This is a genomic window from Pseudoduganella violacea (genome assembly GCF_014191875.1).
GTDB classification, from domain to species: domain Bacteria; phylum Pseudomonadota; class Gammaproteobacteria; order Burkholderiales; family Burkholderiaceae_D; genus Rugamonas; species Rugamonas violacea_A.
Map to the genome: position 1 here is coordinate 17,652 of NZ_JACHXD010000001.1, position 13,152 is coordinate 30,803.

14 protein-coding genes are annotated in these 13,152 nt (G+C 69.1%); all 14 read right to left on the minus strand.

All coding sequences use genetic code 11. The features are described from left to right. Position 1 precedes the first annotated feature (1 nt). The 14 genes from FHS03_RS00100 to FHS03_RS00165 all read right to left on the minus strand — a co-directional run bounded on the left by FHS03_RS00100 (position 2) and on the right by FHS03_RS00165 (position 12,980). Positions 2-1,120: a LytR C-terminal domain-containing protein gene (locus FHS03_RS00100; RefSeq protein WP_183439010.1), complete on the minus strand. Its 1,119-nt coding sequence runs from the start codon at positions 1,118-1,120 to the stop codon at positions 2-4. 18 nt (positions 1,121-1,138) lie between these two features. Then, the gene (locus tag FHS03_RS00105) at positions 1,139-2,068 is read right to left on the minus strand and encodes a type II secretion system F family protein (RefSeq protein ID WP_183439012.1); all 930 of its coding nucleotides are present in this window, start codon (positions 2,066-2,068) and stop codon (positions 1,139-1,141) included. Next, positions 2,065-3,039 carry a type II secretion system F family protein gene (locus tag FHS03_RS00110; RefSeq protein WP_183439013.1) on the minus strand — a complete coding sequence of 325 codons (975 nt, stop codon included), beginning with the start codon at positions 3,037-3,039 and terminating at the stop codon, positions 2,065-2,067. The genes FHS03_RS00105 and FHS03_RS00110 overlap by 4 nt, the downstream gene beginning before the upstream one ends. A gap of 10 nt (positions 3,040-3,049) precedes the next feature. Then, complete coding sequence (locus tag FHS03_RS00115) at positions 3,050-4,396, minus strand: TadA family conjugal transfer-associated ATPase (protein WP_183439015.1); 1,347 nt, start codon at positions 4,394-4,396, stop codon at positions 3,050-3,052. 25 nt (positions 4,397-4,421) lie between these two features. Continuing rightward, a complete protein-coding gene (locus tag FHS03_RS00120; RefSeq protein ID WP_183439016.1) occupies positions 4,422-5,597 on the minus strand; it encodes a CpaE/TadZ family protein in 1,176 nt (391 codons plus the stop codon). A 30-nt stretch (positions 5,598-5,627) separates the two neighbouring features. Beyond that, positions 5,628-6,182 carry a TadE/TadG family type IV pilus assembly protein gene (locus FHS03_RS00125; protein ID WP_183439018.1) on the minus strand — a complete coding sequence of 185 codons (555 nt, stop codon included), beginning with the start codon at positions 6,180-6,182 and terminating at the stop codon, positions 5,628-5,630. Then, positions 6,172-6,618: a TadE/TadG family type IV pilus assembly protein gene (locus tag FHS03_RS00130; protein ID WP_183439020.1), complete on the minus strand. Its 447-nt coding sequence runs from the start codon at positions 6,616-6,618 to the stop codon at positions 6,172-6,174. Before FHS03_RS00130 ends, FHS03_RS00125 begins: the two co-directional genes overlap by 11 nt. Then, on the minus strand, positions 6,615-8,027 hold the full coding sequence (locus FHS03_RS00135) for a pilus assembly protein TadG-related protein (RefSeq protein ID WP_183439021.1): 1,413 nt from the start codon (positions 8,025-8,027) through the stop codon (positions 6,615-6,617). The genes FHS03_RS00130 and FHS03_RS00135 overlap by 4 nt, the downstream gene beginning before the upstream one ends. Continuing rightward, complete coding sequence (locus FHS03_RS00140) at positions 8,024-8,305, minus strand: hypothetical protein (RefSeq protein WP_183439023.1); 282 nt, start codon at positions 8,303-8,305, stop codon at positions 8,024-8,026. The genes FHS03_RS00135 and FHS03_RS00140 overlap by 4 nt, the downstream gene beginning before the upstream one ends. An 8-nt stretch (positions 8,306-8,313) precedes the next feature. Continuing rightward, positions 8,314-9,945: a type II and III secretion system protein family protein gene (locus tag FHS03_RS00145; protein WP_307729458.1), complete on the minus strand. Its 1,632-nt coding sequence runs from the start codon at positions 9,943-9,945 to the stop codon at positions 8,314-8,316. Positions 9,946-9,954: 9 nt separating this feature from the next. Continuing rightward, complete coding sequence (gene cpaB / locus FHS03_RS00150; RefSeq protein ID WP_183439025.1) at positions 9,955-10,833, minus strand: Flp pilus assembly protein CpaB; 879 nt, start codon at positions 10,831-10,833, stop codon at positions 9,955-9,957. Continuing rightward, positions 10,830-12,233, minus strand: coding sequence for a DUF8689 domain-containing protein (locus FHS03_RS00155; RefSeq protein ID WP_183439026.1), 1,404 nt, complete (start codon positions 12,231-12,233; stop codon positions 10,830-10,832). Before FHS03_RS00155 ends, cpaB begins: the two co-directional genes overlap by 4 nt. Beyond that, a complete protein-coding gene (locus FHS03_RS00160) occupies positions 12,230-12,742 on the minus strand; it encodes a prepilin peptidase (protein WP_183439028.1) in 513 nt (170 codons plus the stop codon). The genes FHS03_RS00155 and FHS03_RS00160 overlap by 4 nt, the downstream gene beginning before the upstream one ends. A 61-nt stretch (positions 12,743-12,803) precedes the next feature. Next, the gene (locus FHS03_RS00165) at positions 12,804-12,980 is read right to left on the minus strand and encodes a Flp family type IVb pilin (RefSeq protein WP_176345348.1); all 177 of its coding nucleotides are present in this window, start codon (positions 12,978-12,980) and stop codon (positions 12,804-12,806) included. Between the last annotated feature and the right edge of the window lie 172 nt (positions 12,981-13,152).

The following is a 13,152-nucleotide window of genomic DNA, read 5'->3' on the forward strand; positions in this document are numbered from 1 at the left end:
CCTATGGTGCTTGCCGTCCGGCCGGTCCGGACGGCTTTTTTATTTCCGGCGCCGCAGACAGATCGCGGCCCAGCACCAAACGGATATCCACCCGCTTAGACTGGGCCGGCGCCTGCTGCGCCTGCGGCAATTCTCCGCGCCCTACGCGCCGCTCCAGCACAGCGACCGCCTCGCGCCGGCCTTCGCCATATTCGATATGCGTCTGGCGCACGGCAAAGGGCCGTACATTCGACAGCCGCACCACCTCCACGCCATTGCCGCGCAGACGGCGCGCCATCGCCGCAGCCATCCCTTGCACGCCATTGCCATTGCTGATTTCCAGGCGCAGCACGGCGGCGGGGCGCTCTTCCGCGCGCGCTTGAACGCCCGCAGCGGCGGCCGGCATGGCGGCCGGCATGGCGGCCGCCGGCTGTGCGGCTTGCGCTGGCTGCAGCGGCACGCGGCGCACTTCCACCAGGGCCGGGCCCACGGCATGCAGCTCGGTCTTTTCCGCCAGTTCCGGCCAGGCGCTGGCGAGGCCGGCCACCGCCGCTGGCAAGGCCGTGGCGGGCACGCTGCCGCGCGCCAGCGCATAGTCCTGGCCGATATCGTGCTGACGCAGCATGCGCGCCTGGCGCATCATCTGCAAAGCGCGCGCGCTCTGACCGGTCCGCTCCAGCAGCGCCGCCAGCTTCTCCCAGTTCTGCGCATTGGCCGGCTGCAGCGCGCAGACTTTTTCCAGCAACTGCAAGGCCGCTTCGGCATCGTTCTTCAGGTAGTAGGCATAGGCCAGGTTCGCCAGCAACAAGGCGCTGTCCTGCAGCGGCAATTGCGGCTCGTCTTCCAGTAAAGCTCTCCACTGCGCGATCGCACCATCGTAATCGCCCTGCTCGGCCAGCAGCACCGCCAGGCCATTACGCGCATGGGCATGGCGCGGATCGATCTGCAGGGCGAGGCCATAGGCACGCCGCGCCTGCGGCGCATGATGGGCCTCATGCTCGCTGCGGCCCAGGGCGTAATAGCCATCGGCACCGATGCCGGCCGGTGGCGCCACCTCCACCAGCGGCGGCGGTGCGGAGCTGCAAGCCAGCAGCATGGCCGCGAGGGCCATCGCGCTGCAGCATGTGGTGCGGGTGTTCATCGTGTTCTCCCGAAAAATTTAATGCGGCTGATCGAGGAAGATCCGGCTCATCTGAATGCCGGCTGGTCCCATCAGGACCACCATCAAGGCAGGGAAGATGCAGAAAATCAGCGGAAACAGCAGCTTTACCGCCACCTTGGAGGCCGCCTCCTCCGCCGCCTGGCTGCGTTTCAGGCGCAGGTTCTCGGCATGCACGCGCAAGGAATCGCCCATGCTGGTGCCGAAGCGTTCAGCCTGCACCAGCATCGCCACCAGGGTGTCCACGTCTTCCACGCCGCTGCGCAAGGCCAGGTTGCGCAAGGCTTTCTCCTTGCTGAAACCGGCGCGCATTTCCATCAGCACCAGTTGCAGCTCCTGCGCCAGCACCACGCTTTTGATATGCACCTCGGCCGCCACCTTGGCCAAGGCGCGCTCCATGCTCAGTCCCGCTTCGACGCAGACCGTGAGCAGGTCCAGCGCGTCGGGCAGGTTCTCGAAAATGTCGCGCTGGCGGCGGCGCGCGATATTGGCCAGCACGCCGTTCGGCAGGTAATAGCCCAGCGTCGCCGCGCCGAACAGCAAGAACATGAAGCCCTGGCCCGGCATCCGCGACGCCAATCCCGCCGCCAGCGCGCCGCTCACGGCCGGCAGGCCCAGGGACAGCACGGTCTTGGCGGCGAAATACAGGGTCGGCACGGAAGCGTTGCGCCAGCCCGCGTTCATGAAGCGGGTGCGCAACTCGGAGCGTTCCCAGCCCTCTTCCGGCAGCGACAGACGGGTAAAGGGCTGGACCACGCGCGCCACGCGTTCGATCCAGCGGCCTTCCTCGTCCTTGCCGCCGGGCGGCTCTTCCAGCGCGCCGATGCGCTGGCGCAGCGCGCCGGCGCCGAACAGGAACATGGCAAGGGCGGCCAGTCCAGCCACCACCAGGAAGACCAGGCCCAGAAACAGCCACTGTTCGGTATTCATATGCGTATCCTTATCATCTGCCGCATCCAGACCACGCCCACCAGCATGATGCCGACGGCGAACCACAGCAATTGCACGCCGACCGGATCGGTCCACAGCACCCGCACATAGCCCGGGTTCACCAGCGACAGCACCAGCATCACCGCCAGCGGCAGCAGCGACAGCACCCAGGCCGACATCTTGCCCTCGGCCGCCTGCACGCGCACCTGGCCCAGCAGCTTGAGGCGGGCGCGCGTCAGGCGGCTGACATTGCCCAGCAGCTCGGCCAGGTTGCCGCCCGATTCGCGCTGGATCAGCACCGCGATCACCAGATAGCGCAGATCGGTAAGCGGCACGCGCTGCGCCAGATTGTGCAGCGCCTCATTCATCGACACGCCGTAGTGGATTTCCTCGTAGGTCAGCTTGAATTCGCCCGCGAGCGGCTCGGGCAGCTCGTTGCCCGCCATCTGCAGCACATTGGCAAAGGAGTGCCCGGCGCGCAGCGCGCGCGCGAGGAAGTCGGCGGCTTCCGGCAGTTGCTCCTCCACCTTCTTCAGGCGCTTGCCGCGCGCGCGCAGCAGCACGAAACAGGGCGCGGCGGCGGCCAGCAGCGGCAGCAGCAGCGATGGCAGCGCGGGCACGTCGAGCCAGAGCGGCAGGACCAGCGATGCCACGTCAGCCGTCAGCGCCCCGCCCAGCAGGCGACCCACGGTCCACGGCAAGCCGGCCTGCAACAGCAAGCGGTCCAGCGTGGCGACGCCGGGCAGGCGCCGCAGCCAGCCTTCCAGCCATGGCGATTCGCTGTAGCGCCGCTGTTTCAGGATGCCGCCCGCGCCCAGCCCTTCGCTGCGCGCCGACATCGAACGCAAGCGGCGCGCAATGCGGCGCGCGCCGCCGCCATGCGTGCCCGACCACCAGAGCCAGACGCCTTCGATCATGAAGATCACGGCCGCGAACAGCAGCACGGCGAACGCGGTAAACAGCATGTCCATGCTATTCCCCTCACTCGAACACGCGATCGGGATCGAAGGCGCTGTCCGGCACCGGCGCGCCGAAGGTGCGCAAACGGTCGGCGAAACGCGGCCGCAGTCCGGTGGCGCAGAAGTGGCCGCAGACGCGGCCGTTTTCATCGACCCCGGTCTGCTCGTAGCGGAAGATCTCGTGCATGGCCAGCATATCGCCTTCCATGCCGGTGATTTCCTGCAGGCTGACCAGCTTGCGCGTGCCGTCCGTCAGGCGCGACACCTGCAACACCACCGTCACCGCCGAACAAATTTGCTGGCGCGTGGCGCGCGGCGTGAGGTTGGCGCCGGCCATGCCGACCATATTCTCCAGCCTTGCCAGGGCGTCGCGCGGCGAGTTGGCGTGGATGGTGGCCAGCGAGCCTTCATGACCGGTGTTCATGGCCTGCAGCATGTCCATGGCTTCGGCGCCGCGCACCTCGCCCAGGATGATGCGGTCGGGCCGCATGCGCAGCGCATTGCGCACCAGCGAACGCTGGGTCACCTCGCCGCGCCCTTCGATATTTGGCGGCCGCGTTTCCAGGCGCACCACATGCGGCTGGCGCATCTGCAGCTCGGCCGCATCCTCGATGGTGACGATGCGCTCGGCCGGCGGAATGAAGCCGGACAGCACATTCAGCAAGGTGGTCTTGCCGCTGCCGGTGCCGCCCGAAATCAGGATATTGATCTTGGCGCGGCCCAGGGCCCGCAGCACGTCGATCATGGGCGGGGTCAGGCTTTTGTAGCTGAGCATCTGCTCGATGCTCAGCGGGTTGGCAGAGAAGCGGCGGATCGACAGGATGGGGCCATCCACCGCCAGCGGCGGGATGATCGCGTTCACGCGCGATCCGTCCGGCAGGCGTGCATCGACCATGGGACTGGATTCGTCCACGCGCCGGCCCACGCGCGAGACGATCTTTTCGATGATCTTCATCAGGTGGGCATCGTCGTGGAAGCTGACGGCGGTCAATTCCAGCCGACCGGCGCGTTCGACATACACCTTGGCGTGCGTGTTGACCAGGATGTCCGAGACGCCGGGATCGGCCAGCAGCGGCTCCAGCGGGCCGAAGCCCAGCATCTCGTGCTGGATGTCGAGCACCAGGCTGTGGCGCTCCGACTGGTTCAGCACAATACGCTCTTCCTCGATGATGCGCTGGACCAGCAGCGCCAGCTCGTGCTTGAACTGCTCCGGCGTCAGGCGCTTCAGGCGTTCCAGGTCGATGCGGTCCAGGATCGCCTGGTGCATGGACTTCTTCAATTCGCGATAGGCGGCGCTGGCCATGCCGGCCGGCGTGGCGCAGGCCGCACGGACGTCGTCGGCAAGCGCAAGGCGTTCGCGCAGGCTCATGGTGTTCTCCTCGGACGGCATGGGCTTATTGCTCGGCTTCGCTGCGGCCGAACAGGCGGTTGAACAGACCCTTGTTCTCCATCACGCGCCGCTCCGTTACCAGCGCCACCAGCTCGGCCAGGCTGCGCGCCACCGGGCTGCTGCGCGAAAGCTGCAGCACCGGCACGCCCTGGTTCACCGAATCGGTGGCGCACAGGTAATCGTTGGGCACCGTGTGCAGCACATCGGCGCCGAGCGCCTGTTCCAGGTCCGCCAGGCGCAGCTTGCCGCCCTTCTCGTAGCGGTTGACGATCAGGCGGGTACGCTCGGACGGATAGCCGAGCGAGCGGAAGATGTCGAGCAGGCGGCGGCCGTCGCGGATATCGGGCAAGGCCAGCTGCAGCACCGGGTAGATGGCGTCGGCGCAATCGAGGGCGCGCAACGACAAGGCGTCGATCTGGCGTCCCACGTCGAGCACGATGTAGTCGTAGTGCTGGCGCGCCACGCGCAGGATGGTGTCCATATGCTCGGGCTTCATCGCCACGGTCTGGCCCGGGTCGTCGGCCGCCGCCAGCACGCCGAAGCCGGGCGAGACATGCACCAGGCTCGATTCCAGGAAGGCGCCGTCCATGCGGCCGATCTGGGCGCAGATATCGGACAGGGTCATGCTGGGCTTCTGGTCCGACACATACAGCGTGGCGTCGCCGAACTGGCCGTGCAGGTCGATCAGCAGCACCTTCTTGTCGGCCAGGGCCGCCAGCGCATAGCCGAAATTGGTGGAGAGGAAGGTGGCGCCGCTGCCGCCCTTGCAGGAGATGAAGGCCAGCGCCTTGCCGTCGCGCATGCGCGTGACGCCGGTCTCGATTTCGATGCGGTCGATGGCCTCGTGGAAGGCGCGGTGCACCAGCGGCAGCGGCAGCACTTCGCGCATGCCGGCGCGCATGGCGCGGATCAGCAGATCCTGCTGCGGTTCGCGCGCCAGCAGGATGAAGCGGGCCTGCGGATACAGGCGCGCCAACCGCTCCACCATGTCGGCCTCGCCCGGCTCGACATCGCTGGCGTCGAAGATCACCAGCTCCGGCGCATCGGACATGATGCGCTCCACCGCGTCGCGCAGGCCGGCGCGCGTGGCCGCCAGCAGCACCGGCGGCATGCGCGCCGAACCCTGGGCGCCGATCTCCGCATGCAACTGCCTATCGTTACTGATCATCAGTGCCTTCATGATTCTTCCTTTCGCATGGCTTGCGGCGTTTTAAGGGGAAAGCGGTGCGCCCGGCGTGAAGCCCAGCGACTCGGCGCGCACCACCACGGTGGAACGCGGCAGCGCAAGCTGCAGGGGCAGCTGCGCCGGGGAAATGAAGGGCAAAGACGGACAAGCGCCGCCATTGCCACACCAGCGCACCCGCACGAAGCGGATGCAGGAGGCGCCCTGCGGATCGCGCAGGCAGTTGAAGGCATTGCCGGCGGGGCTGGCCGGCATGGGCGACGCCGGCTGCAGCGCGCCCGCCGCGTCCAGTCGCAGGTAATCGATGGCGAGGTTGTCGCCGTTGATCGTGCCATCCAGCGTGGCGGCGCCGAACATGGCTTGCTGGCGCAGCTGCGCCATGGCGGCGCTGTCGGAGAAGTCGGTGATGGCCGCCGCGCGCGCCGCGCGCCGCGCCACCTCCTGGCTCAGGTTCAACAGATACATATAGCGCGCCAGCTCCATCCAGCCGAGCAGGAAGAGGAAAAAAACCAGGCTGGCCAGCGCCACCTCGACCGTGGTGGCGCCGCGCTGGCGGCGCAGGGCTGGCGGCTTAGTTGACATAGGGTTGCACCGAAGAGCCGGACAGCGTGATGCTGCCCGCGCCCAGGAGATTGAACAGCGGATCGCTGAGCTGGATCTGCACCGTGACGCCGATCCGCTGCGGCAGCGCGCCGCCGCAGGGCAGATCGTCGCAGCGCACCGAGATCTGCCCGGCGCCCGGCCTGGTGTCGAGCGCCGCTTCGCCGACCGCGTCCAGCACCAGCTGGCTGGCGCGCGCCGCCAGCGTCGGCGCCAGCAAGGGGTTGCCCAGTTCCGGGCGGGGCATGGTCGCCATATAGCGGGCGGCGTCGAAGGCCGCCCTTTGCAGCACCGTGTAATGCCACATCATGCGCCCGCCCATCAGCAGCACGGCCAGCAGCAGCAGCACCGCCAGATCCAGCACGATGGCCAGTTCGATGGCGACCACGCCGCCCTGCTTGCGCCGCGGCGCGCTCATCGCAGCAACTCCACCGGCGTGCCCAGGCTCTGCTCACTGGCCAGGCCCGCGAATTCGGCGCTGATGGCCGCGCCGCTGGCCGGCGCCACCATGAAGAAGGTGCCGATCGCCAGTACACTGGCCTGCTGCAGCTGCCCGGCCGGCACCGGACAGGCCAGCAGCGGAATTTGCAGCAGGCGCCGGCGCGCCACGCCGACATTGCCCGTGGGGGCCGTCACCATCGCGACATAGGGCGCCGACAGGGCTGGATACGATGGCGCCGTCGGCACGCTCGGCGAGGCCGGGTACAGCTGCGGCCAGTAAGCGCGCGGATACGCCGCGCCGGACGGCGCAATCGCGGCCGGGCCATAGGCCCACAGCGGGCCGTAGGCCGCGGCATTCACCACCGGTTCCGGCAAGGGGTCGGCCACGGTGCTCAGCGGCTTGCCGGGCGTGCCGGCGGTGGTGGGCTGGGCATGGGGCGCGCTGGGCGCCACGCTCATCCAGCTGGCGGCCGCGAACGACGCGACATTGCTGTCCGGCGGCGCCGCCAGCGGCGTGCAGGATAGAGGATCGGCCGCCGGTCCATAGCTGTTGAAGCGGGAGTTGAGCTGCAGCGCCAGGGTAAACGGCGTTTTGCGGCGCACCGTCAATAACTGGCTGCCGATGCGGCGCAGGTGCAGGCGGCCGGCGCACATGAAGGGCGCCAGCACGCTGTCTTCGGTATTGGCCAGCGTGCCGAGGGTGCCGGCGGCGCTGACGGGATCGACCAGAAAGTACTCGCCGCTGCTGGCGCCCAGCGCCGGATTCAGGTTCAGCAGGTTGTAGCTGACGCCGCGCCGGAAGCCATACTGCACCAGCTCATCGACCGGCCCGGCGATATTGCGCGTCTTGCTGGGCGCCGGGTCCATGGCGCAAATCGCCAGCGGCGCGATGGCCAGGCCGGAGCGCCCCGCCACCGCCACGGCGGCCACCTGCTTGCTGGCCTGGGCCGGCGCCAGCAGAAACAGGAAGGCGGTGGCCACCGTGCCATGCTCCTCGGCCAACTGGCGCGTATCGACGCGGGCGAAGAGCCGCCCGGCAGGGCTGGCGGCGGTATCGGCCACGCTATGCCAGGGGCCATCGGGATCGTCGGCAAAGCTCAGGGCGGCGCTGGACCAGCTGACGGGCTGCGAATAGCGGTAATGGCTGACGACGGCAGTCTGCGCCGCATGCGACAAGGCGTTGTTGACGCCGGCCGCCGTGCCATTCAGCTCGCGCGCCGCCGCCAGCGCGGTGCTGTCGGCCAGGGTGCGCATCTCCTGTTCGCGGCTGTACAACTGGCCCAGGTCGATCACCAGGCCGAGCAAACCAAGCAGCAGCACGACCAGCAGGCCAAACATCAGCGCGATCGCGCCACGCTGGCGGCGCAGGGAGGTGTGGCGTTTCATTTTCCACCACTGACGCCGATGGTGAAGGCGCTCGGCTGCGGCGCCGGCGCACTGAAGGACTTGCGGTACTGCTCCTGCGCCTGCAGCGCCGCCGCGCCGTCGATGCCGCGCACCTGTTCCGGATTGACGCCGCCGGGGTGGATGCGCTGGCGCGCCATCGCGGCGCGCACGGCGTCGCCGAAACGCGCATCCCATTGCGGCGTGCTGCTGGCCGCGTCGATGCCGGCGCAGCCCGACAGCAGCGCGCCGGCCAGCAGCAAGGTCAGTGCCTGTTTCATGGCGGCTCCTATTTCAGTTGGAAGCCGCTGTCGCGCGGCGCGGAGGAAGCGTTGGATGCGGCGTTGGACGCGGCGGCGGCCGGCGCGGCGCCTTCCAGGCGGCCGTTCAGCATCAGGCTGGAACGGCTGGGCGCGGGTGGGCCATCGGTCGGCAAGCCATAGCCGGGCGGCAGCGGCTTGACCAGATGGGCGGTGACGACAAACAGCAGCTCGGTGCGGTCCTGCTGGAAATCGGTGCTGCGGAACAGCGCACCCAGTACCGGCACCTCGCCCAGCACCGGCATGGCCTGCAGATTGCCGGATTGGGTATGGCGGATCAAGCCGCCGATGGCGAAGCTCTGTCCATCGAACAGCTGCAAGGTGGTAGCGGCGCGGCGCGTGGTGATCAGGGGCAGGACCGAGCTGCCGCCCAGGCCCGCCGCGCTGATGCCCACGCCTTCGCGCGACAGCTCCGACACTTCCGGCGCCACCTTGAGGTGGATGCGGCCGCCCGACAGCACGGTGGGCGTGAAACGCAGGCCGACACCGAATTCCTTCTCCTGCAGGGTGACGCGGTTGTTGTCCTGACCGACGGGAATCAGCACCTTGCCGCCCGCGAGAAAACTGCCTTCCTGGCCGCTGATCGCCATCACCGTCGGCTCGGCCAGGATGCGCACCAGGGCGTCGTGGCGTTCGCCGTCCACGCGCAGGCGGTTGCCATCGGGCTTGCCCAGCATCAGGCCACCGCCCGTGGTGCCGCTCAGGAAGTTGGACAGCACGCTGGCCGTCCAGCTGCCCACGCCGCGGTGCAGCAGGGCGCTGCCTTCCAGCTTGTCGAGCAGGGTCTTGGACACTTCCGCCACCTTCACTTCAAGCATCACCTGCTGCGGCGCCGTGACCGACAGCATGTTCACGATGCGGCCTTGCGCGGCGCCGCTGTCCGGCGTACCGGCGGCGGGCGCGGATGGCTTGGCCGGCGATCCGCCCGCTGCCTCCTCCGGAGCGGCGGCGGCCAGCGCCTGCGCCGGACGCCGCACATAGGCTTGCGCCAGCTCCAGCACGCGCGCCAGCGTCGGCGCGTCCTCCACTTCGCCGCTCAGCACCAGCGCATCGGCGGCGGCGCTGACGCGGATATGGCGCTCCGCCGGCAACAGTTCGGCCAGCGCCGCCTGCAGGCCGGCCGTGTCCACGCCCACCGTCACTTCGATCACGCTGCAAACGCCGCTGCGACCCTGCACGATCATATTGGTGCTGCCCACGTCCGTGCCCAGCACGTACAAGGTGTCGGGCGCAACCAACATGGCTTGCAGTATGGCGGGATTGCCCACGCTGCGGTTGCTCACCGCTTCCGGCAGGCGCAGCAAGGTTGACTTTCCGATCGGCAGCGCCAGCTTGCCCGGCGCGGCGGCCTGGCCGCCGCAATGCAAGGCGGCGTTAAGCGCGGTCCGCTGCACCACTTTCGATGCGGCGGCGGCCGGCATGGGAGCCGCGCCACCCGGCGCAAGCGGCGTGGAAGCGGCCGACGCCACAGCCAACGTGCCGGACGCCGGCGCGGCAAGGGCGCTCCGCGGCGGCGCAGTGCCGCCGCACAGGGCGAGCGTCAGCAGGCAGGCCTGCGGCAGGCGGCGCTGCAGGAGAAGGTGGAAGAGGCGGGTCGTCATGGCGGCTCCTCACAGACACTCCCGGCGGCTGCGCAAGCCGTCGATCACGCCGCTGCAGGCTTTGTCCGCCGCGGCGGCTGGGCGGGCGCCGCGCGCGCGCCGCGAAGGCGCGGCCGGCGCGGCCTCGGGCGTCATGGCGGCGGGGACGGCAACGGCCGGCGGCAGCGCGGCGACGGCCGCCTGGCCGCCCAGCAGCGAGAGCTTGGTGGCGCCGCCGGTCACGCCGGGATGCGGGTCCACCTGGTTGCGCAGCGCCAGGGACAGGCTGCCCACGCTGCGCGCCAGGTCCAGCTTCTCGGCCTGCACCGGCGTCACTTCCAGCGTCACGGCGTTGACCACGCGCGGCTTGGTATCGTCGCGGCTCACCTCCTGCGCCACGGCCAGCACCAGGATCCGTTCCAGCACGATCTTGGAGATGGCCGCCTCCTGCGCGCCGCGCGCGCCGCTCTCGGCCTGCATATTGACCAGGATGTCGACGAAGTTGCCGGGCAGGGCGAAGCCGGCCACGCCCACCACGTCGTTGACGCGCACCGTGATGGCGCGCTTGCCTTCGGCGATCAGGGCCGACAGGCCGCCCAGGGTGCCGGCCGGCGCCAGCTTGGCCGCCGTCAGCGGCTCGCCGCGCAGCACGCTCGATTTGAGCACGCGCCCATTCAGCTGCAAGGGATCGCGCAGGGCGCCTTGCGGCAGGCTGGCCGCCGGCCAGTCGGCCAGCTTGAGCATGTCCGGCGCCAGGCGCTGGCCCAGGTTGACGTCGATCCCGGCCACCACGATGCGCGCCGCCGCGCCGCTGTTCTTGTGCAGCAGCCAGCGTGAGGCCAGCACCACGGCACACAGGCCCAGCGCCACGGCCACCGCCATCATCAGATATGCGCGCCGGTTCTTCATTTGATGCTTTCGTAGAGGCTGGCGTCGGCCGCCTCGCAGTTATGCAGCGCGGGACCGCTGGACAGGGCTGCTGCGCCCTCCTCGTCCGCGGCGGCAAACATGCTGCTCCAGGCCTGCTCCAGCGCGGCGCGCATCAGGCGCGGCGTGGCCCCGGTGAAACCGGCAAAGTCCACCAGCCGGCTCACCACTTCGCGCGGATAGCAGGCCAGCAAAGGCTCGCCGCTGCCGCCATGCAGCTCGGCGACCAGGTAGCCGAGCATGGCTTCGTCCGGCGCGATATTGGCGGCGCGGCAGTGCTGGCGGAACAAGGCGCGGTAAGCGTCCTCGCCGATGGCGCCGACGGCGATCTTGTAGGCGACGCGGCGCAGCGCGGCGCTATCGAGCAGGGCGTGCGGCGCCAGGCTGGTGGCGAACACCAGCACCGCGTCGAACGGTAGGCTGAACTGATGGCCGCCCTGCAGCGTGAGCTGGTCGCGGCGCGCATCGAGCGGCTGGGCGAAACGGTTCAGCAGGTCGGCCGGGCGCACGCGCTGGCGTCCCAGGTCATCGATGATGAACAAGCCGTTGTTGGCCTTGAGGTGGGGCGGCGCCTGGTAGCAGCCGCTGTAGGCGTCGTAGCGCAGGTCGAGCATATCGGCCGCCAGTTCCGCGCCGGCCTGCACCACGGGACGCTGGCACAGCACCCAACGGCTGTCGCCATGGCGCCGCTCCAGCGGCTGGCGGCCCACCGCGCTGGCCGGCGGCAGGTGCAGCAGCGGATCGTAGATCTGCACGATTTCCTGGCCCAGCGCCAGCGCATACGGCACCGCCACCACGCCCTGCAGCAGGCCGCCCAGCTTGCGCGCCAGCGTGCTCTTGCCGCTGCCCGGCGGGCCGTACAGGAAGATCGAGCGGCCCGAATGCAGGGCCGCGCCGGCCAGCGCATGCACGCTGGCCGGCAGGCAGTCGCCGGCAAACACTTCGGCCATATCCTCGGCCGTGATGGCGGCCAGCAAGCCGGCCTGGCGCTGCAGCACGGCGCAATAGGCTTCCAGCGTGACCGGAGCCGGGCCGGCATAGCGGCAGCGCTCCAACCAGGCGGCGGCGCGCTGGCGGCCGGCGCCGGTCAGCTGGTACTGCACGTCGATGTCGGAGTCGCCGCGCCAAGCCACTTCGGCCAGTTGCTCAGCCACCAGGAAGTCGAGCAGCTCGCGCAGCACATTGAGCGACAGGCGCAGGCGGGTGGCCAGCGCCGGCAGCGGGCTGCGGCCGGCGATGCACAGGGTCTTGCCCAGCAGTTCGACCAGCATCGGCTGGTCCAGGCCGGTGTCGCGCACGGTCTTCGCTTGCGGCGGCAGCAGCGGCGCCGCCTCCTCATGGGCGCCGCCGAAAACGGCGGCCAGGGTTTCGCTTTCCATCATGCTGATCCTCCTGTATGAGCAACCGATTCTAGCGACGTGTTTCCTAGTGGATATTGATCGGCAGCAAAAGGTTGGGCCGTGGCCGGCAGCGGCCGATGCGCCCACGCCACAAGCAACAAGCCGCCCAGCGCCACCGCCACGCCATACGGCAGGCGACGGCGCGGCGGCCGCGCCAGCAAGGCCAGCAGCGCCAGCACGCCGCCGATCAGGAAGGCCAGCCAGGCGATCTGCAGCGCGCCGAGCGGGCCGGTGAAGGCGCCCACCATGATCAGCAGCTTGACGTCGCCGGCCGCCATGGCGCCGCGCAAGTACAGCGGCAAAAACAGCAGCGCGCCGGCCGCCATGCCGCCCAGCGCCGGCAACAGCGGCAGGTTCAGCTTCCAGCGCAGCGCAAAGGCCAGCAGCAAGCCGCCCAGCACCAGCAGATTGGGAATGCGGCGCCAAGCCAGGTCGGTGATGGCCGCCTGCAGCAGCAGGCAAAGCAGAAGAATTTCGAGCACGTTCAGCATGGCCGGCTCCCAAAAGGCTGCCGGCGCGCGGCCGGCAGCCAAGACGCTTGCCCCGATGGCGTTACGGGGTGAGCAGGGCGGCGATATTGGTGAAGCGGGCCAGCAGGGCCGGCGTGAACAGCGCGAGCGCCGCCACGATGGCCGCCGCCATCAGCGCCGCGATCAGGCCGTATTCGATGGCCGTGGCGCCCTCCTCATCGCGCACAAAACGGCTCAGTGCTTGTTTCAAGGTATCCATGATTGACTCCCATAAAATGTTGAATGGACTCTGGCGCTATTGCATTGCAGCACCATTGCACTCAACTATAGGAGCGGCGGTTTTGGCGAGAATTGATGAGACGCAAGCTTCCCGCAAGGAACTATTCTTTCGCTGCAACAAACACCTTGCGCTGCGCGCCGTTTGTGTCAAA

Excerpts from the sequence above, each read along its gene's own strand:
- FHS03_RS00115 (WP_183439015.1), bottom strand. The coding sequence starts at position 4,396 with ATGAGCCTGCGCGAACGCCTTGCGCTTGCCGACGACGTCCGTGCGGCC.
- FHS03_RS00100 (WP_183439010.1), bottom strand. The coding sequence starts at position 1,120 with ATGAACACCCGCACCACATGCTGCAGCGCGATGGCCCTCGCGGCCATG.
- FHS03_RS00120 (WP_183439016.1), bottom strand. The coding sequence starts at position 5,597 with ATGAAGGCACTGATGATCAGTAACGATAGGCAGTTGCATGCGGAGATC.
- cpaB (WP_183439025.1), bottom strand. The coding sequence starts at position 10,833 with ATGAAGAACCGGCGCGCATATCTGATGATGGCGGTGGCCGTGGCGCTG.
- FHS03_RS00130 (WP_183439020.1), bottom strand. The coding sequence starts at position 6,618 with ATGAGCGCGCCGCGGCGCAAGCAGGGCGGCGTGGTCGCCATCGAACTG.
- FHS03_RS00165 (WP_176345348.1), bottom strand. The coding sequence starts at position 12,980 with ATGGATACCTTGAAACAAGCACTGAGCCGTTTTGTGCGCGATGAGGAG.
- FHS03_RS00105 (WP_183439012.1), bottom strand. The coding sequence starts at position 2,068 with ATGAATACCGAACAGTGGCTGTTTCTGGGCCTGGTCTTCCTGGTGGTG.
- FHS03_RS00110 (WP_183439013.1), bottom strand. The coding sequence starts at position 3,039 with ATGGACATGCTGTTTACCGCGTTCGCCGTGCTGCTGTTCGCGGCCGTG.
- FHS03_RS00140 (WP_183439023.1), bottom strand. The coding sequence starts at position 8,305 with ATGAAACAGGCACTGACCTTGCTGCTGGCCGGCGCGCTGCTGTCGGGC.
- FHS03_RS00145 (WP_307729458.1), bottom strand. The coding sequence starts at position 9,945 with ATGACGACCCGCCTCTTCCACCTTCTCCTGCAGCGCCGCCTGCCGCAG.
- FHS03_RS00135 (WP_183439021.1), bottom strand. The coding sequence starts at position 8,027 with ATGAAACGCCACACCTCCCTGCGCCGCCAGCGTGGCGCGATCGCGCTG.
- FHS03_RS00125 (WP_183439018.1), bottom strand. The coding sequence starts at position 6,182 with ATGTCAACTAAGCCGCCAGCCCTGCGCCGCCAGCGCGGCGCCACCACG.
- FHS03_RS00155 (WP_183439026.1), bottom strand. The coding sequence starts at position 12,233 with ATGATGGAAAGCGAAACCCTGGCCGCCGTTTTCGGCGGCGCCCATGAG.
- FHS03_RS00160 (WP_183439028.1), bottom strand. The coding sequence starts at position 12,742 with ATGCTGAACGTGCTCGAAATTCTTCTGCTTTGCCTGCTGCTGCAGGCG.